The organism is Micromonospora sp. AMSO31t, from assembly GCF_008868175.1.
Classification (GTDB): Bacteria; Actinomycetota; Actinomycetes; order Mycobacteriales; family Micromonosporaceae; genus Micromonospora.
The window spans coordinates 1-18,131 of record NZ_WBKT01000050.1; the positions used below are offsets into that span (position 1 = coordinate 1).

Genomic DNA, 18,131 nt, shown 5'->3' on the forward strand with positions numbered 1-18,131 from the left:
GCACGAGGCCCTTGTTCTGCAGGAAGCGCAGCTGGGCGAGCAGCAGCAGCGCCGCCCAGACCAGCTTGAGCAGCAGCACCAGGCCGAGCAGCACGGCCGCGTCGCCGACCGGGAAGAACCCCCACACCGCCAGGTACGCCAGCCGCCGACGCCGACAGCCACGGACCGGAGGGTGCGGCCACCGGGGTGGCGTCGGTCCCCGCGGTCGGCCGGGCCCGCGTGCCGTCCCCCGCACCCCACGAGCAGCCGTCAGAGGAGCCGTCATGACCACCGAATGGGCCGTCGTCGCCGCCGCCGAGCAGTTCACCCTGGACGCCCGCAACTGCGGCGAGCTGACCTTCACCGTCTCCAACCCGGGCGAGGCGCCGGACACCGTGGTCTTCGACGTCGCGCCCGGCGAGGGCAGCCAGCGTGGCTGGTTCACCGTGGCCGAGCCGCAGCGGGTGGTGCCCGGGCAGGGCTCGGTGTCGTTCCTCGTCCGGCTCGCCGTGCCGCCCGGCACCCCGCCCCGGCGCTACGACATGACCGGGTTCGCGTACTCGGCGAACACCGCGCCCGAGGAGAGTTCCCGGTCCAGCGGCCGGGTGACGTACGACGTGCGGGCGGTCGTACCCCCGAAGCGCGCGCCGTGGCCGTGGCTGGCCGCCGCGGCGGCGCTGGTGCTCGTGGTGGCCGGCGTGGTGGTCTGGCTGGTGACCCGCGGTGGGGACCCGCCGCCCCCGCCGCGGGCCCAGGTGGTGACCGTCGAGGCGGAGACCCTGGTCTCCGGGGCGGCGGTGCAGTCGACCACGGCGGCGGCCGCGCGGGTGGAGGCCCAGCCGAACTGCTGCGAGGTGGTCTGGTCCGGCGACGCCCAGCTCTTCTTCCAGGGCCGGGCCGTGGGCGACCGGGTGACCGTCTCGGTCGACCTGCCCGCCGACGGCACCTGGCGCCTGTCCACCGTGCGCACCACGTCGTTCGACTACGCGAACACCATCTGGCTGGTGGACGGCCGGCAGGTCGGCGACACCTTCTTCGGCTTCACCCCGACGGTGGTGCGCACCGACTTCGTGGACGTGGGCACCGTGGAACTGGCCCGGGGCCCGCACAAGCTGACCCTGGTGGCGGTGAGCCGGACGCAGGGCACCGACCGGTACTTCGCCGGGGTCGACCAGATCCGGTTCACCCAGCTCCTCCAGCCGTGAGCGGGCGGCAGAAGGTGCTGCTGGCGGCCCTCGCCGGGCTGCTCGTGGTGCTCTACGTGGTGGCGGTGGGCGGTGGCCGGCACGACCGGGGCGACCCGGCCGCCGGGCCCGGCTGGCTGGCCCGGTTCGGCGGGGACGCCGGCACGGTGGACCCGGCGACGGTGACCGTGGCGTGCCTGCCGCCGGCCGCCGACCCGAGCCCGTCCGCCGAGGGCGTGGTGGTCGGCTTCGGCATCGCCTGCCGGCTGCGGGTGGCCGACCCGGGCGGCCTGCGCAGCCTGGTGCTGCGCAGCGGGGCGCCGTTCGTGGTGAGCGCCCCGGCGCCGGGCGACGCCGACGTCACGGTCACCGACGAGGTGACGCCCGGCGACGACGGCACGGCGGTGGCGAAGGTGGCGGTGGACGGGGAGACCGAGATCGCCCTGCGATGCCCGGGAGGTGGCGGATGCGTGGTCACCGTCGCCCGGTCCTGACCGGACGCGGGCCGGGCCGGCCGGCACCGGCCGGTGGGGAGGCGTGTCATGGGTGAGCTGCGCAAACCGTTCCTGCTGCTGGCGCTGCTCGCCATCGCGCTGGTCGTGGGGCTGGAGCTGGGCGCGGCGGCGCTCACCGGCGGCGGGGACGCCGGCGGCGCGCTGCGGGACAGCGCCGGGCAGCTCGGCGTCGACCTGGGTGAGGTCGGCACGGTGACCGAGCCGTCCGGCCGGGGCACCGGCCACCTGGCGCTCATCGACGTGGTGGCGCTGTGGACCACCGGGCTGTTCAGCCTGAGCCTCGTGGTGCCGGACCGGATCCAGGGCCGGGTGCAGGGCGTGGCCACCCTCGTCTTCTCGATCCTGCTGCTGCTCGCGTCGCTGGTCCTGCTGATTGTCGCGTTCGTCGAGCTGACCGTGATGGTGTCGCTGTTCCTGGCCGCGCCGTTCGGCACGCTGGCGTACCTGGCGGTGTGGGGGTTCTTCCCGGTCGGCGACGCGGCCGTGCTGCTCGGCCTGGTGCTGCTGCTCAAGCTGGTCTGGGCGGCGCTGCTGCTGCTCGCCCAGCCGCGCTTCCTGCAGAACAAGGGCCTCGTGCTGCTGGCGCTGACCACGCTGCTGTGCACGCTGGTGCTGGAGTTCCTGCACCAGCTCGTGCCGAGGATCCTGGTCAGCATCACCGACGACCTGGGCGCCGTGGTGTTCGCCGTGGTCGCGCTGATCTGGGCGCTGGTCCTGCTGATCGGTTCGATCCCCGCCATCGTCAAGGCCGTCCGCACGACCGCGACCACCTCCCGCCCCACCGCGCGCGCCCGGTGAGCGCCGCCTCCGCCGATCGGGGCACGGCTTTCCCGGCGGCGCTGCGGTAGCCTCTCGGCCACCGGGTGTGCGAGGGGGTGCGCATGGCGACGTTGGCCGATGTCGCCCGCCGGGCGGGCGTCTCCCCCGCGACCGCGTCGCGGGTCATCAACGGCAGCAGCAAGCCGGTCGCCGACGAGCTGCGCGCGCGGGTGCTGAAGGCCGTGGCCGAGCTGCGGTACGTGCCGAACGCGCACGCCCAGCTGCTGGCCCGGCCGCAGCGCAGCGTGGTCGGCGTGGTGGTGCACGACGTCTCCGACCCCTACTTCGCCGAGGTGACCCGGGGGCTGCAACGGGTCGCCACCGAGCGGGGGCGGCTCGTCATCATCTGCAACAGCTACCGCGACCCCGAGCGGGAGGTGGAGTACGTCGACCTGCTCCGCGCCCAGCAGGTCGCCGCCATCGTGCTGGCCGGCTCCGGCTACCACGACCCCACGGTCAACGCAGTGCTCGACGAGCGGCTCGCCGCGTACGCGGCGACCGGCGGGCGGGTCGCGGTGATCGGCCGGCACCGGCACCGGGGCGACGCCGTGCTGCCGGCCAACGAGGAGGGCGGCCGCCTGCTCGGCGTGGAGCTGCGCCGGCTCGGCCACCGGTCGGTCGGCGTGCTGGCCGGCCCGCGCGTCCTCACCACGACGTGCGACCGGCTCGCCGGGCTGGCCGCCGGCCTGGGCGAGGCGCTGCCGGAGGCGCGGATCCGGTACGCGGACTTCACCCGCGACGGCGGGTCCCGGGCTGCCGCCGAGCTGCTGGACGCCGCGCCCGGGCTGACCGCGATCGTGGCGATGAACGACTCGATGGCCGTCGGCGCGCTCAACCTGCTGCGCGCCCGCGGCGTGCGGGTGCCGGCGGAGGTCTCGGTGGTCGGCTTCGACGACATGCCGATCGCCGCCGACGTGACCCCGGCGCTGACCACGATCCGGCTGCCGCTGGCCGAGCTGGGTGCGCGCGCCATGACCCTGGCGCTGGACGCGCCCGGCGGCCGCGACCGCGTGGAGACCCTCCCCGCCGAGCTGGTCCACCGGGACAGCCTCGGCCCCGCCCCGGCCTGACCGGCTCAGCCCTGACCGGCCACGAGGGCCGCGAGGCGGGGGATCTGCCGCGGGTGCGCCGGCCCGGTCCGGCGGTCAGCGGGGCCGGGCGGTGCCCGCCCGTTCGCGGCGGGCGGTCCGCCGGGCCTGGACCAGCCGCACCGCCACCACGAGCACCACCACGGCGAGCAGCGCCTCGCCGCCCCAGCCCAGCCGCCGCTCCAGGAGCCGGAACGACGCCCCGGCCAGGTAGCCGAGCAGCGCCACGGTCACCGCCCAGAGCGCGCCCCCGGCCAGGTTCGCCACGGTGAACGCGCGGCGCGGGATGCCGCTCAGTCCGGCCAGCCCGGGAACCAGGGCGCGCAGCGCCGCCGCCCACCGGCCGAGCACCACGGCGGCGGCGCCCCGGCGGCGGACCAGCCCCAGCGCCCGCGACAGCTCCCCCGAGCGGACGAGCCGCTGCGGCGCCCGGGCCAGCAGCCGCCGGCCGTACCGGCGGCCCACCAGGTAGCCGACCTGGTCGCCGACGGCCGCACCGGCGACCGCCGCGAGGATCACCGCCCAGAGCGGCAGGCGTCCCTCGTGGGCGAGCACCCCGCCGACCAGTACGGCGATCTCGCCCGGCACGACCAGCCCGAGGAAGGTCGACGCCTCCAGCGCCGGCAGCAGGAACACCAGGGCCAGCACCAGCACGGGCGGCAGCGCCACCAGCAGGTCCAGCACCCGGTCCACCCGCTGATTGTGACCCGCGGCGGGGCGGCGCCGCGCCGGCTCCGGCGGTCTCCGGGCACGCGGTCGGATGAACCGCCGGGTCGAGGAATACCGGCGGGCCCTTCCGGGGACAATGACGGACAGGACGGGACGGTGACGGCGAGCGCCCAGGCCCGGGACGTGCGCGGGACGGGGGGCCGGACGTGGAGGGTGGGACAGCCGCCGGGCTGGTGCCAGGCGACGACCCGGCCGGGACGGCCCCGGTGTTCACCGTCGACCTGCCCGCCGACCCGGCGCGGCTCGCCCCCACCCGGGAGCGGCTGCGGGGCTGGCTGCACGCCCACGGGGTGAGCGACTGGGACGTCGAGACGGCGCTGATCGCCACCGGCGAGGCGTGCGCCAACGCCATCGAACACGGCTACCGCTTCACGCCCGAGGGGATCACCACGCTCCGCGCCGAGCTGCGCGACGACCACCTGGTGATCGAGGTACGCGACCACGGCGGCTGGCGGGCCGACGCCCGCGGGGACGACACCGACCGGGGCCGGGGACGGATGATCATGACTCGGGTGATGGACGAGGTCAGCATCGTCGGCACCGCGGAGGGCACCACGGTCCGGCTGGTCAAACGGCTGACCGGCAGCTGACCAGTCACCGTCGGGAGGCCGACCGGGACCACGCTTCCTAGCGAAGATCAGCTATAAGGGACGCATGGAGTTCCCGGCCTACCTGGCGACCATGCCGATGCACGCGATCACCGAGATCCACGGCGAACCGGGCCTGCTGGCCCGCTTCCGGCTGGAGGTCGAGGCGTTCGACGAGCCCGCCCGGGAGCGGCTCACCGCCGCCCTCGACCTCGCCGCCGAGCTGCACCGGGAGGACCGGCGGGTGCGTGAGCCGTACCTGAACCACCTGCTCCGGGTGGCGATCCGGATGATGCACCACTACCAGGTGCGGGACGTGGACGTGATCGTCGCGGGCCTGCTGCACGACGCCGTCGAGGACCACCCGGCGGAGCTGGCGGGCCCCGAGGCGCTACGACAGCGTCAGCTCGGCGCGTCCGACGCCCCGCAGCGACCCGGAGCCGCCATCGGCGACCCCACGCCGGCGGCGCTGGCCGCCCTGGCCGCGCGGTTCGGCCCGCGGGTCGCCCGGCTCGTCGGCGCGGTGACCAACCCGGCGTACGACCCGGGGCGCGACCGGCACGTCCAGTACCGGGAGCACGTGGCGGCGAGCCTCGACCGGGAGCCCTGGGCGCGGGTGATCAAGGTGTCGGACTTCACCGACAACGGGGTGGGCGTGATCCACACGGTCGGACCGAAGGTGGCCCGCTCGGCGGCCAAGTACCGGCCGCTGGTGCCCGTCTTCCGCGACCTCATCGCCCGGCCGGACACGCCGCTGTCCCTGCCGGTGAAGCGGCACATCTTCGCCCAGCTCGACCTGGCCGAGGAGCGGTTCAGCGCGATCCTCGACCAGCCGAACTGACCGTCGATCCGGCCTCGCTGCCGGGGTGGCCAGCTCGGCGAGGTGGCGGCACCCCGAGCCGATGGACCCCGCCAGACCGGCGACGTGGCGTGCGGCTCCCTCGCCCGAGTGAGCCCGTCAGTCGGTGTCGGTGGGTGGGGCGCCGACCCGGCCGCCCAGGGCGGCGGCGATCCGGGTCCGCAGCGCGGCCAGCCGGTCGGGGTGGTCGCGCAGCACCACGCGCAGCGAGTGGTGGCCGCCGGCCGCGACCGCGCCGAGCACGTCGAGGAGGGTGCCGAGGTGGGCCGGCGGCTCGTCGGCGAGCAGGTCCGCCGCGTCCCGCACGACGAGGGTCAGTGGGCCGGCGTCGAGCCGGTCGGCCAGCGCGTCGGCGAGCGCGTCCCAGTTGCGCCCGAACCAGGCCGGCAGGGGCAGGGCCGCCGCCAGCGCCTCGTGCAGGCCGGCCCGGATCCGGGCGTCCGCCCCGGCCAGGGTCACGCCGGTCGCCTCGGCCTCCGGTCCGGCGTCGAACGCGAGCCAGGCCGGCGGCTGCGGGGACGCTGCGCCCATCGGTTGATCCTTTCCGGTCGGCGCGGGCCGGGCTCGCCGGCCCGACCCGCTCCGACGTCGTTCAGAGCCGGTAGAAGTTGGCGTAGTGGTCGGGCGAGAACCAGGTGGCCCCGGTGCTCTTGTTGACCACGATCCGGTACGCGTCCCGCGCGGCATTGCAGGCGCGCGGGTAGACGTCGTACTCGTAGTAGGTGGCGTTGGTGGGCAGCTGACCCTCGTAGTTGTAGAACCGGCCGCCCGCGAAGTTGCACAGGCCGCCACTCCAGGAGTACCAGCCGCGGCTGGTCGGGAAGCTCTTCGCGGACCAACCCGAGCGCGCCGTGCGGGCGTCCGCGCAGCGGGTCATCGTGCAGGAGCTGTAGACGGCGGCCTGTGCCGGCTCGGCGAGCCGGGTGGAGGCCGCCGGCGGGCCGACGAGCGCGGCGGCGACCAGCGCGGTGAGCAGGGCGCACGCGCCGAGCGCCCGGCGTACCCGGGCGCCGGTGGAGCGGAGCGGGGTCGCGAGAGTGGTCAAGGGGTCCTCCCTGAACTGGGCGACTATATCGATCGGTGTCGTTGTCCGATCGCGCCCAGTCTGGCGGTGATCCTTCCCGACGTACAGGCCCCGCGCGGCGACCGTGCCCCGAATGTCGGGTGAACGCTGGATGATCGACCCCGGCCCGGCGGCCCCGCGGGACCGCCCGGCCCGGGCCGGTCAGCAGCCGATCCCAAGGGGTGCGGGCGGGCTCGGCCCGCCCGCACCCACCTCGCCTACTGCGCGAATGCCTGGAACTCGGCGATCCGCACGTTCTGCGCCTGCGGGCTGGCCGTGGCGCAGTCGGTCGCCGCCCGCGGGTCGGCGTCCTGCTCACCGGCGTACGCCGGCGCGCCGGTGCACTGGTTGGTCAGCACCTCGACGCGCAGGTGCGTCGCCTTCGTCCGCGGGATGTCGAACGACCGCATGATCAGTTCGGGTGCCCGGGGCCGGGGCGCCACCGACGGGAAGGCGTCCGCCGGGCTCGTGTAAACCACCCGGAAGTCGGCGGAATCGGCACAGGTCACCTGCTTCTTCGCTTCGCATGCCAGCACCCGGAACTGCCGCAGCGCGGAGAACCGGCTCTGCGTGCCGGCGTCCGGGTCACCGGCGACCGGCGGACGCGGCATGGCGCTGACCTGCACCCGGCGGACCTGCTGGGTGCCACCGGCCAGGTCGACGGTGACCTGCCGCCCGGCCACCGGCGTGCCGAGCGAGGCCCAGTTGGTGGCCTCGTCGTCGTCGGCGATCCTCGCGAGGTTGATCCCGTCGCCGCTGACCGCCGCGCCGGCGCTGGTGGAGGCCAGGTTCCGGCGCAGCTGCACCTCCAGCTCGCGGACCTGCCCGGCCCGGACCGTGACCGGACCGATCCGGCGGTGCCCGTAACCCGGCGCCCGGACGACGAACTCGTACGTCCCGGGCACCAGGCTCACCCGGTCGGTCACCGGGGTCGCCGCGTCGGTGTCCGCGACCGGCACGGCCCGCGCCTGGTAGCGGCCGACGAAGAGTTGCGCGCCCGGCACGACCCCGTGGTCGCCCTCCGACGTGAACCGCAGGGTTCCCTCCCTGGCGTGCGGCGAGGTGAAGCCGGGCGTCGGGTCGGCGTCGGCGTTGCCCACGCTGGCCGCCGCCTCACCGAGACCCCGGGCGGCGAAGGCGTTCCAGAGCAGGTCCTGGTTGGCGCCGCCGAAGCGGATCCGGTCGGCCGCGAGCATGGCGTCCCGGGCATCGACCATGCTGACCTGGCTGACCGCCATGAGCAGGAACGAGTCGAAGACGAGCTGGATCCACCGCCGGTTGCCCGGGCACGCGGTCACCGGCGTCGCCCCGTCCGCGCACGACTTCTGCAGGGCCGCGTTCCCGGCGCCGTAGCGGCGCATCATGGCCGCCCGGATGTCCACGTTCGTGGCGCTCCAGACCTCACCGGACGCGTGCACCTGGAGGCCGACGAAGTCGTAGTCGATGGCGCTGTAGTTGAGCGGGCTGGCGCTCATGTTGTAGTTGCGGATGCCGGCCCGGGGGTCGCCGGTCGTGTACTCGCCGATGGTGAAGCCGCGCCGGCCCGGCGCCGCGTACCCGTGCTCGTAGAGGTATTCCATGGCGAGCTGGTCCGACCAGCTCTCGCTCATCCCCTGCGGAGAGCTGACCCCGGCGTTCGGGCCGGCGATCATCCGGCCGCTGACGGCGTGGCCGTACTCGTGGGCGATGACCGACATGTCGAAGTCGCCGTCCACACAGGGCGCGTAGAACGAGCCGGCGCTCGGCTGCCACAGGTACATGTTGGTGGTCGGTGCGATGCCGTCCGGCGGGGTGATCTGGTTGGCGTTGTTGCGGGCGGCGAAGGTCGGCGGGCCGCCGCTCACGCCGCCGGCCTGCGCGTTTCCCTGCTCCGGGTCGCTGGCCAGACCACCGCGGCCGAGATTGTCCCGCTGCATGTTCCAGGTCGCCTCGGTGAAGCCCAGGTGGTAGGACCAGTCGTGCATCCGGTTGTGCATGGCGAACAGGTTCGCCCGCGCCGCGTCGATGTCGTTGGCCTGGGGCGAGGTGAAGGCGTCCGGGCTGCACTGCTGCTCGTACCACTCGTTGGTCCACGGGTACGCGTAGTTCCGGTCGGGGCGCGGGGTCGCCGTCTCGGTGCCCACGCTGAACGGGTCGTTGCTGAACCAGTTCTGCACGGCGATCGCGTTGTTGCCGTTCGTCGTGGTGGTGGACGTTCCGGTGGCCGGATCCGCGTCCCACGCGGGTTGCCCGGGCACGCCGACCACCTCGGCGCAGCCCGCCGCCGGCGCGGCGCACCAGCGCACGCGGGTGTCGGTGGAGGACTTGTCGACCGGCGGGGAGTTCGGGAAGACCTCCCACGACGGGTTGTCCACGTCGTGGTCGACCAGGTCCTCACGGACCAGCACGCTGCCGTCGCGGGCGTCCACGTAGGTGGCGAAGGCCGCCGGGTCCGCACCGGTGACATCTGCGCCGAGAACCACCTCGTACGCCGACCGCGGCCCCCGGTCCGCGGTCGGCACCGCGACCAGCGAGGTACGCAGGATCGTCGGCCCGGTCAGACCGGCGTCGGCTGCCGCGGCCCGGCGCGCCTCGTCGGCGCTGATCGTTGCCGGAGCGGGCGCCCCGCCGTCCCGGGCCAGCGACGAGCTGACGTGCCACACCTTCCCGTCGCGGACGCCGACGGCCAGCACGCCGTCGACCGCGGCGGGCAGGTCACCGAAGCGCTGCCGGAACAGCACGGTGGCGCCGTCCCCCATCGGCGCGACAGTCAACTGCTCCAGGGCGGCGGCGCCCTCGGCGGTCAGCCCCAGCACGTCCCGGTTCGCGGCCACGTACGCCCGCGCCGCGGCGGCCGGGTCGGCGGGCAGCCCGGTGGCCAGCGGCCGGCCCGTCGCCGTGAGGAGGGCGGGCGTACCGAAGTCGGTCCAGCGGACCCGGGCGCTGAGCGCCGCGGCCAGGTCCTGCTGGCGGTCGGTCGGCGCGGTACGCCCCTTCCGGTTGTCCTTCGTCTTGGTGTCGTGGCGGTCTCCCGGCAGGTGGCCGGGCTGCGCCTGGGTCGGGATCTCGTCCCGGGGTGCCGCCTGACCGCCAGCTCCCGCGGTCAGGACCATTCCGGCCGCGAGTAGCAGCGCGGTGGCCCCCGTCGTCGCACGCGATGGTGTGCGCACGGTCCCTCCTTCGTCGAACGGCGATGTCCGTCCTGCCATCCGACCAGCCCGAGTGGACCACCGACACCAGCCGAACATCCATAGATTGCGCTGCGTCGATGCCGCCGCCAGCGCAGGTGCTGGAGCGAGGACAGGCGAAGGGCGATCATCCAGCGCAGATCAGGCGGCCTTGAAGACCGTGTCCAAGTGCCACTCGAGGAACTCGGCTCTGGGCCTGTCACTCCGCTGCTCCGGCACAGCAATGGGCATGCCGGCCTTGGCGTAGAACTGGTCGCCGTTTCCGAACTCGCTCCGCAATCGAGGGCTGACCATCAATCGGTACTTCGGGTCGACCCCCAGGTATCCCCGATCGAAGAGGATGTGGACATCCGACTTGAGCAGGAGGCCGTTGTCGATCCGGTGCTCTCCACCCTGTGGCAGCGGCCGAATGTGTGCCGCTTGCAACACAGGCTGGACCTTGTTCCCGGTGATGGCGCAGCGCCGGGCGTAGGCACCGAGGATCACGGCCTTGAACGACTGCTGACCAAGGCGCTGCGGCACGAGACGCGGGTCACCGTACACCGGTCCAGGTCGGTGCCAGGGCGTGCTGGTATCCAGTTCGAGGGTCACGCCCAACAGACGGTGCAGCAAGAGGTCGAAGTACCCGGCCACGGACGGTTCGGCCAGGTCGTAGGTCTTCCCCTGGACCACGTTGGAGGCGAACCCCGGAGGTGGATCGACAGTCGAATCGTCGGGGAAGAAGACACTGTCCCGGACAAATATGCAGCCGATGGTGGGGTCCTCGTCCAGTCCGATCGGCTGCTTGCGGTAACGACCGACGCTCCGGCGCATCTCGTCCAGGCTGGCCACGCCGTTGGCTTCACCGAACAGCTCCCACGCCTCGGAAATCGTCAGCTGAGTGAAGCCGCTGAAGAAGCCTCCGCCGACTATCCGATTGAGTGGGTAGTGCGCCTTGAAGAAGAAGGGTTCACCGGGGGTGAGCGCACGAAACCCCCCGCCCGAAGGCCGCCAGAAGTTGACCTCTGTCAGGCCGGGTCGCGCGGCCAGAAACCGGTACCACTTCTCGTCCGTCACTCCGACGAAGGTCCGCACACCGGTAAGCGTGCATGACCTTGATCGCTTCCGCCACCCCTGAAAAGTCGGCGTTTCGGACGGTCGCAGCCGTCAGGGCTCGCGCATCCAGAGCTTCGGATCGTTCACGAAGATGCCCTTGCCCTGGTGCCGCCAGATCACTCGCAGGGCCTCAAGCCGCACGTACGTCTGCTTGACCGTCGAAGGGCTGACCTTGTGCATCGCGGCAAGCTGCGCGATCGAGGGCAGCTTGTCCCCCGGCTTGAGCTTGTTGGCTCTGATGTCGGCGACGATCTCGTCTGCGATGCGGATGTAATCGGCGGTGATCGGCATGACTCCCCCTGCGTGGCATGCCAATTCGATCACGCAACGACACCCCGCCTCCCCTGTCAGGAAAGGACCGTCGTGGCCCAGGTGTATCGATCCGGTCAGCCCTACGGGACCGGCTTCCCGGCCCGGTTGACCGCGCACGAGGCGCGGATCCGCACGTTCGACCCTCGCCGTCGCGGCGTCGACCCCGATCAGGTACGCGAGTTCCAGGCCCTGGTCGCCGACGAGCTGAGCGATCTGCACCGGTGGATACGCCTGCTCGGCGAGGAGAACGGCCGGCTCCGGCGGGCACTGCGCGACTGGCAGGCCGGGCACGCCGGGGAGTGCCGGCCACCGAACCAGGGCCACTGGTAGCGGTGCGCCCCGAGCCCGGCGACCTGCTGCGGATCGACGGAGGCGCCTCGGTGCAGTTCGCGGGCGACCGCGCCCTGACCTTCCGGGTCGTTTCGGTCTGCCCCCGGCCGGCGTACACCGGCTGGGTCTGGCTGACCGGCTACGTCCTCGACCGGCGCGGCCAGGCGGTCGACCGGCGCGAGGTCTTCGTCCAGCTCGCCGGCCTGCGCAAGGTCGATGCACCTCCGCCGGCACCGGGCGGTCAGCCCCGACGGAGCCCCGCCGGCGCCCCTCGGCCCGCCCCGCCGCCCGCGCGGCTGCCGTCCGCCGCCGTGCCGGCTTGTTAGCGTGGGACGGCGGAAGCGCCGACGGGCGTCTCCGCACACCCCTCACCCGACCGCACCGGCCGCGTAACCGAACGGCCGGGCGACGCGCGGCTGCTCGACCGGAGAGGGGTGCGATGACCGGGACGCCCAGCGACCACGACGGCGAGGCGGACGACACCAGCCCAGCGGCCGACACCGGCGAAGCCCCGGCGAGCGGGCAGGTCCCGGACCGCCCGGAGCCGGCGCCGGACCGGTGGAAGCGGTGGCTCGCCCGCGCGCGGGAACTCTGGACGACCACGCGGGACGGGGCGAAGCGGTTGTGGACGGCGGCCCGGCCCATCCTGAACCAGTTGCGCTGGCCGGACCAGGGGCCCGAGCCTCCGCCGGTGTCGCTCGTCGACCGGCGGGTGTCCCCGACCCTGGTCGTGCCGGCGCAGGGACAGGTCTACCACTTTGTCGTCCGCGCCACCTTCACCTGGTCCTCCGGCGACGCGCGGCCGGAACTCTTCGGCTGGTACGTCGACTACTTCCAGCCCCAAGCCATGCAACGGCTGCGGCGCATCGCGGTCCGGTGCGCCGCGGAGATCCCGCCGGATCGCCCGCGTGAGCTAACGGACGCGCTGGAGGGTGCGATGACCGGCGACGACGCCCTTCCCTGGGGATACGAGCGCGGCGACGTCACGTTCACCTGCGAGCCGGACGTGTCCGTCCACTTGGACGAGCCGGTCCGCAAGCTGCTCCAGCCGTACTGGGACAAGCGCATCGCCCTGGAGTGGAAGCGCGACCTTGAGCGCCGGCGCGCGGAGTACGCCGAGGAAGAGCGAAAACGCCGGCCGGCGAAGACGCGGGACGACGGTGCCGTGCCCACGGCCGGCATGCCGGAGGCGCTCCGGGAGGAGCATCCGTCGCGCCAACGGGAGGCCGGAGCGAGGAGCGCGCGGCGAGGTCCCCGGCCGGACTCCCCGGTGGAGCAGTTCACCCCGCTTGAACCCTTCCCGCCGCCCGCCCCGCATCCCGCTCCTGGGCAACGGCCGGCGTCGGCGCAGCCGGGCGAGACCACGCCGGCGCCGGGCGACCCGGACAACCCCCGGCCGCCCGAGGCCTGAGCCGCCGGTTCAGCAGTTGTTGGTGCTGGTCTGGTTGCGCTTGAGGTAGTCGGACCAGGTGACGCCCTGGACGACCGAGACGACGACGCTGCCGTTGTGGATCTGCTCGTAGTGCAGGTGTGGGCTGAGGTCGTACTTCGCCGACGAGGCGCCGACCTTGCCGATGACGGTGCCCCGGTTCACGGCGTCGCCCGTGGCGACCAGCCGCTCGCTGAGGTGGGCGTAGCGGGTACGCCAACCGTCACCGTGCCCGATGACGATGGTGTGGCCGTAGCCGGTGGTGGTCGAGTAGTAGGACCCCAGCACGGTGCCGCCGGCGCTGGCGACCACCCGGCGGCCGAGGTCGTCGGGGGAACCGTTCGCGTCGTAGTGGTTCCAGTCGATGGAGTGGGCGGGGCTGTGGCCGTTCCAGTTGTTGCCCTGCCACGTCTGGCCGCACAGGAACGGCATCCGGAAGCCCGGGCGGGCAGCCTGCGCGGGCTGCACTCCCGTCAGCGCTCCGACGATGACGGCCACCGCGAGCAGGGCAAAGATGCGCCACCGGGCGGTGGTGAACGATACGGACATCGGTCCCCCTCTTCGCATCAATGATGAGGATCGATGCTAATTGGCCGCCTCCGGCAAGGCAAATAGCTACAGGCATGGATGCCTGGACAAAACTTTCCTACCAGCAGCTCAGCTGTGCGCGGTGGCGTCCGGCTGGGGGTGCCGCATGCCCAGGAACGCGGCCAGCCCCGTCGCGTCCTCGGTGGCCAGAAACGCGCCCCGGGCGTTGAGCAGGGCCTCGTCGGCGTGGGCCAGGCAGCCCCAGACCGTGTCGCCCCACGAGTCGGCGAGCTTCACCTCGGCCGGCTCCGGACAGGGCTCACCGCGAGGGCCGCCGATCTGGCAGCGGGCCGGGGCGCCACCACGCCGGGCGGCCGCCTCGGCGGCCTCGCGGATCAGGGAGAACCGGGCCTCGGTGCCGGTGCGCTCGGCGTGCGCCTGCGCGGGCACGGCCCGGCGCTGCCCGTACAGCACGGTGTTGCCGTCGGGATCGGTGGTGCGGCACTCGCCGCCGGGGGCGTGCGCGGGGTGGCCGACCCGCTCGACGGCGAACCCGGCGGCGGTGAGGCGGTCCGTCGTCGCGGCGAGGTCGTCGACGTAGAGGTAGATGAGCAGCGGCAGTTCGACGGTGACCAGGCGCGGCGTCACCGCGCCCAGCAGCAGGGTCAGGTCTCCGCACTGGAGGTGGCACCAGCGGGAGTCGCCGTCGCCGCCGGTTCGCTGCTGGGTGTAGCCGAACAGCTCGTAGAACCCTCGGGCGGCGTCGGCGTCCGCGACGTACAGCACGGGCACCTGGGCCTGCACTCCGTTCCGCATCGCGCCACTGTAGCGATCAGGGACGTGGAAATCACGTCTTGCAGATCAGGTTTTCGGGAGCGGGTCAGGCGGCCAGGGCGGCGTAGCGGCCGCGGCGGCCCAGCAGGGTGTCGTGGGTGCCGGACTCGACGATCCGGCCGTGGTCAAGCACAGCGATCTGGTCGGCGTCGCGGACGGTGGAGAGGCGGTGCGCGATGGTGATCACGGTGCGCCCGCGGGCCAGCTCGTCGAAGGCCCGCTGCACGGCGCGCTCGGTCTCGGTGTCCAGCGCGCTGGTCGCCTCGTCCAGCACGAGGATCCGCGGGTCGCGCAGCAGCGTCCGGGCGATGGCCAGGCGCTGCTTCTCGCCGCCGGAGAACCGGTGGCCGCGGGAGCCGACCACCGTGTCGTACCCGTCGGGGAGCGCGGCGATCAGGTCGTGGATCTGCGCGGCGCGGGCGGCGGCCTCGATGTCGGCGTCGGTGGCGTCCGGGCGGGCGTACCGGAGGTTGTCCCGCACGGTGGCGTGCAGCAGGTAGGTCTCCTGGCTGACCACGCCCACGACGGCGGCCAGGTCGGCCAGGCGCAGGTCGCGCAGGTCGACGCCGTCGATGGTGATGCGGCCGGCGTCGGGGTCGTGCAGCCGGCTGATCAGCGCGGCGAGGGTGCTCTTGCCGGAGCCGGTCTCGCCCACGAGGGCCAGGCTCGTGCCGGCCGGGACGTCGAGGCTCACGCCGGCCACGGCGGCGGTGTCGCTGCCCGGGTAGCTGAAGGTGACGTCGGAGAAGCGCAGGTGTCCGCGCACCCGGGCCGGGTCGAGGGCCACCGGCCGCTCCGGGTCGGCCACCTCGACGGGCAGGTCGAGGTATTCGAAGATCCGGGCGAACAGCGCCATCGAGGCGGTCAGCGAGACGCCGACGTTGAGCAGGCCCATGAGCGGCCGGAACAGGTTGCCCTGGAGGGCCGTGAAGGCGACCAGGGTGCCGATGGTGAGCGTGCCGGCGGTGCCGGGCAGGCCGGCGCCGAGGTAGATGACGGCCGGGATGGCCGCGAAGATCACCGTCATCGAGGCCATCCGCCAGCGGCCGGCCAGCTCCGAGCGAAGTTCCAGGTCGACGAGGCGGGCCGACGAGGTCGTGAACCGGTCGACCAGGGTCGCGCCGGCGCCGAGGGTCTTGGCGAGCTGCACGCCGCTGATCGACAGCCCCTCCTCGATGGTGACGTTGAGGTCGGCCAGCTCACGCTGGCGGTGGGCGGTGATCTCCCGGCGCAGCCGGGCGACCCGCCGGGTCAGCCAGATGGCGGGCGGCAGCACGACCACCGAGACGAGGGTGAGCCGCCAGCTCAGCGCGACCATGGCGATCACGGTGGCGATGACGGTGGTGAGGTTGGCGGCGATCGAGGTGGCCGTGGAGGTGACCACGGCCTGCATGCCGCCGATGTCGTTGGTGATCCGCGACTGCACCTCGCCGGTGCGGGTGCGGACGAAGAAGCCGATCGACTGGCGCTGGAGGTGGGTGAACACGTCGGTGCGCAGCCGGTGCATGACCTCCTGGCCCACGCGGGTGGAGATCCAGGTCTGTGCCACGCCGAGCACGGCGGTCACCGCGGCGACGCCGACCATGCCCGCGACCAGCCAGGCCAGCAGGGTGAGGTCGCGCTCCGGGAGGGCCCGGTCGATCACGGTACGCAGCAGGAACGGCGACGCCATCGCGATCACGGAGGACGCCACGATGATCGCCACCACGGCGGCGAGGGGGCCGCGGTGGGCGGTGAAGAGGCCGCCGATCCGTCGCAGCGACACCTGGCGGGCCTGCGTCTTCTCGGCGGGGGTCACGGTGGTCCGGCCGCCACCGCGGCCGTCTCGGAATCCGTCCAAGGGGGTGCTCTCTTTCGTCGGGCGTATTGCTGAGGTTACCTCATCATGAGGTAACAACAGCATGTGCTGCTACCGTATTCCGGTGACCGGCAGCGACGAGGAGAGCCTGGCCGAGACGTTCTGGGCCGTGGCCCGGCGGCTGCGCCACCAGTCCAAGCGCACCCTCGAACCCTGGGAGATCAACCCGGGGCACGCCCGGGCGCTCGCCGTGCTCATGCGGCACGGCGCGGTCCGGCTCAGCGCGCTCGCCGAGCACCTGCGCATCGCGCCCCGCTCGGCCACGGAGGTGGTCGACGACCTCGAGGAGCGCGGGCTCGTGGCGCGTCAGCCCGATCCCGCCGACCGGCGGGCCACACTGGTCGGGCTCACCGATGAGGGCACTCGGATCAGCGCGGCGATCCGCGCCGCCCGGGCCGCCGAGGCGGAACGCTTCTTCGGCGACCTCAGCGACAGTGACCGGGCCGACCTGGCCCGCATCCTGCGGACGCTGCGCGACTGATCACGGGCGGTCTGGCCGCCGCGCCGATCTTCCTCGATCCGCGTGGCCGTCTCCAGCAGCTCCCGGCGGATCACGTCGGACGGGCCGCGGCCGGCATGCGCCGACACGTTCACCGCGGCCGGGCCGTTCTCACCGTGGATCGGGGCGGCCAGCGGGCGTAGGCCCTCCTTCAGCTCCTGGTCGACGCTCGCGTAGCCCTGCCCCGAGATGCGCCGGTGTGCGCCACCAGCGGCGCGACGCCAGCCCGGCCAGCACGGCTCCGGCGGCGTTGACCAGCACGTCATCGACAGAGGACACCCGATCCAGCCGCAGCACGTACTGTGCGGTTTCGACCAGGACCGAGCAGCCTGCCGCGAGCGCCAGGATCCGCGGCACGGACGCCAGCGCCGCGAACCGTATCGGGGCGAAGAACCCGAGCGCTGCGAAGATCAGCAGGTTGCCGCCGATCCCGACGGGCCCCATCGTGACGAGATCCCGCAGCGGGACCAGGCTCACCCGACCGGGAACGAAGCCGGCCCCCGGGCCCGGCATCATGGTCATCCATACGAACGGCACGGTGCCGTAGACCATGCCCACCTCGGCCAGCGACATCCGCCACGCCGATGTGACGCCGGCGGCACGCCGACTGTGCGCGAGAGCCAACGCCACCAGCGTGGCCAACGGCAGCCCCACCAGCATCATGAGCAGCACACCGTTCACCGTGTCGTAGCAGCCGTGCCACCGGCCGGCCAGGCACCGCGGAGCGGCCATCAGGAGCGGCCGCCGTACGGCGAACGCCACGACCGCCAGGCCGAGGATCGCCAGGCCGACGAGCATGGTTCGGCGCGTGCGGCGGGGCGGGGCTGATCGGAGTGCCGTCTGATCCATGCCCTCATTACAGACGGACGACTGTAGCGCCGACGTAAGCACTTGTGGAGACGTCCTCGATATCCCGAGTGCCCGGCGTCGTAGCCCAGCACCTCGACCCCGACCTGGGCCCGCAGCCGGCGGTCGACGTCAACCTGTTCGGGTTGGCTGCGCCCGTCGGGGGGCCGCGTCAAGCCGCACCTCGCCGGGGGCGGCGAGGCGCACCGTGCTGCTGTGGCCGGAGGCGCGGTCGCCGGAGGTCTCCCGGCTCTACGTCCAGGTCGCGCCCGACGAGGACATCGACGCCTGGCCTGACGCGTGGATCTGGGCGGAGCTGCGGGCCCGGCTGGAGACGGCGCCCAGGTCTCGACGCTGCGCTACGTGGCGACATCCCGCGCGTACGCGACCAGCCTGGCGGAGACCTACGT

Annotated in this window: 20 protein-coding genes; 10 read left to right on the forward strand and 10 right to left on the reverse strand. The window is 73.4% G+C overall.

Translation table 11 applies throughout. From position 1 onward, the window contains the following. Positions 1–263 precede the first annotated feature (263 nt). The 4 genes from F8274_RS13905 (at position 264) to F8274_RS13920 (ending at position 3,567) form a co-directional block, all read left to right on the forward strand. On the forward strand, positions 264–1,184 hold the full coding sequence (locus F8274_RS13905) for a hypothetical protein (RefSeq protein ID WP_151462725.1): 921 nt from the start codon (positions 264–266) through the stop codon (positions 1,182–1,184). After that, positions 1,181–1,657: a hypothetical protein gene (locus tag F8274_RS13910; protein ID WP_151462726.1), complete on the forward strand. Its 477-nt coding sequence runs from the start codon at positions 1,181–1,183 to the stop codon at positions 1,655–1,657. Before F8274_RS13905 ends, F8274_RS13910 begins: the two co-directional genes overlap by 4 nt. A gap of 48 nt (positions 1,658–1,705) precedes the next feature. Beyond that, complete coding sequence (locus tag F8274_RS13915; RefSeq protein ID WP_151462727.1) at positions 1,706–2,476, forward strand: hypothetical protein; 771 nt, start codon at positions 1,706–1,708, stop codon at positions 2,474–2,476. An 83-nt stretch (positions 2,477–2,559) separates the two neighbouring features. Beyond that, positions 2,560–3,567 (forward strand): LacI family DNA-binding transcriptional regulator, encoded by a 1,008-nt coding sequence (locus tag F8274_RS13920; protein WP_151462728.1) that lies wholly within the window; start codon positions 2,560–2,562, stop codon positions 3,565–3,567. A gap of 75 nt (positions 3,568–3,642) precedes the next feature. On the opposite strand, the gene F8274_RS13925 is transcribed toward F8274_RS13920, so the two are convergent. Further along, complete coding sequence (locus F8274_RS13925; RefSeq protein ID WP_225853778.1) at positions 3,643–4,278, reverse strand: DedA family protein; 636 nt, start codon at positions 4,276–4,278, stop codon at positions 3,643–3,645. Positions 4,279–4,460: 182 nt separating this feature from the next. On the opposite strand from F8274_RS13925, the gene F8274_RS13930 reads away from it, so the two are divergent. After that, positions 4,461–4,904, forward strand: coding sequence for an ATP-binding protein (locus tag F8274_RS13930; protein ID WP_225853779.1), 444 nt, complete (start codon positions 4,461–4,463; stop codon positions 4,902–4,904). A gap of 64 nt (positions 4,905–4,968) precedes the next feature. Then, positions 4,969–5,742 (forward strand): HD domain-containing protein, encoded by a 774-nt coding sequence (locus F8274_RS13935; protein ID WP_151462729.1) that lies wholly within the window; start codon positions 4,969–4,971, stop codon positions 5,740–5,742. A gap of 117 nt (positions 5,743–5,859) precedes the next feature. Here F8274_RS13935 and F8274_RS13940 read toward each other — a convergent pair whose 3' ends face one another. The 5 genes from F8274_RS13940 to F8274_RS13960 all read right to left on the reverse strand — a co-directional run bounded on the left by F8274_RS13940 (position 5,860) and on the right by F8274_RS13960 (position 11,376). Next, positions 5,860–6,291 carry a barstar family protein gene (locus F8274_RS13940; protein ID WP_151462730.1) on the reverse strand — a complete coding sequence of 144 codons (432 nt, stop codon included), beginning with the start codon at positions 6,289–6,291 and terminating at the stop codon, positions 5,860–5,862. A gap of 61 nt (positions 6,292–6,352) precedes the next feature. After that, entirely contained in the window at positions 6,353–6,805 is a 453-nt protein-coding gene (locus tag F8274_RS13945; protein WP_151462731.1) for a ribonuclease domain-containing protein, read from the reverse strand. A gap of 236 nt (positions 6,806–7,041) precedes the next feature. Further along, on the reverse strand, positions 7,042–9,972 hold the full coding sequence (locus tag F8274_RS13950; RefSeq protein WP_151462732.1) for a M36 family metallopeptidase: 2,931 nt from the start codon (positions 9,970–9,972) through the stop codon (positions 7,042–7,044). A 159-nt stretch (positions 9,973–10,131) separates the two neighbouring features. Next, positions 10,132–11,046: an HNH endonuclease gene (locus tag F8274_RS13955; protein ID WP_225853780.1), complete on the reverse strand. Its 915-nt coding sequence runs from the start codon at positions 11,044–11,046 to the stop codon at positions 10,132–10,134. A 90-nt stretch (positions 11,047–11,136) separates the two neighbouring features. Then, positions 11,137–11,376 (reverse strand): winged helix-turn-helix domain-containing protein, encoded by a 240-nt coding sequence (locus F8274_RS13960; RefSeq protein WP_151462734.1) that lies wholly within the window; start codon positions 11,374–11,376, stop codon positions 11,137–11,139. A 72-nt stretch (positions 11,377–11,448) separates the two neighbouring features. On the opposite strand from F8274_RS13960, the gene F8274_RS13965 reads away from it, so the two are divergent. The 3 genes from F8274_RS13965 (at position 11,449) to F8274_RS13975 (ending at position 13,138) form a co-directional block, all read left to right on the forward strand. Further along, positions 11,449–11,727, forward strand: coding sequence for a DivIVA domain-containing protein (locus F8274_RS13965; protein ID WP_225853781.1), 279 nt, complete (start codon positions 11,449–11,451; stop codon positions 11,725–11,727). A gap of 2 nt (positions 11,728–11,729) precedes the next feature. Further along, positions 11,730–12,053 carry a hypothetical protein gene (locus tag F8274_RS13970; protein WP_225853782.1) on the forward strand — a complete coding sequence of 108 codons (324 nt, stop codon included), beginning with the start codon at positions 11,730–11,732 and terminating at the stop codon, positions 12,051–12,053. A gap of 113 nt (positions 12,054–12,166) precedes the next feature. Continuing rightward, on the forward strand, positions 12,167–13,138 hold the full coding sequence (locus F8274_RS13975) for a hypothetical protein (protein WP_151462735.1): 972 nt from the start codon (positions 12,167–12,169) through the stop codon (positions 13,136–13,138). 9 nt (positions 13,139–13,147) lie between these two features. Here the strand turns inward: F8274_RS13975 and F8274_RS13980 are convergent, their stop codons facing one another. From F8274_RS13980 to F8274_RS13990, 3 genes are all read right to left on the reverse strand, one after another. Continuing rightward, a complete protein-coding gene (locus F8274_RS13980; RefSeq protein WP_151462736.1) occupies positions 13,148–13,705 on the reverse strand; it encodes a M23 family metallopeptidase in 558 nt (185 codons plus the stop codon). Positions 13,706–13,813: 108 nt separating this feature from the next. Then, positions 13,814–14,500, reverse strand: a complete 687-nt coding sequence (locus F8274_RS13985) for a VOC family protein (protein ID WP_151462737.1) — start codon at positions 14,498–14,500, stop codon at positions 13,814–13,816. Positions 14,501–14,564: 64 nt separating this feature from the next. After that, entirely contained in the window at positions 14,565–16,358 is a 1,794-nt protein-coding gene (locus tag F8274_RS13990; protein WP_151462738.1) for an ABC transporter ATP-binding protein, read from the reverse strand. 82 nt (positions 16,359–16,440) lie between these two features. Between F8274_RS13990 and F8274_RS13995 the strand changes: the two genes are divergently transcribed. After that, positions 16,441–16,857, forward strand: coding sequence for a MarR family winged helix-turn-helix transcriptional regulator (locus tag F8274_RS13995; protein ID WP_151462739.1), 417 nt, complete (start codon positions 16,441–16,443; stop codon positions 16,855–16,857). Positions 16,858–16,986: 129 nt separating this feature from the next. Here F8274_RS13995 and F8274_RS32620 read toward each other — a convergent pair whose 3' ends face one another. Continuing rightward, on the reverse strand, positions 16,987–17,673 hold the full coding sequence (locus tag F8274_RS32620) for a VanZ family protein (protein WP_225853783.1): 687 nt from the start codon (positions 17,671–17,673) through the stop codon (positions 16,987–16,989). Positions 17,674–18,131 lie beyond the last annotated feature (458 nt).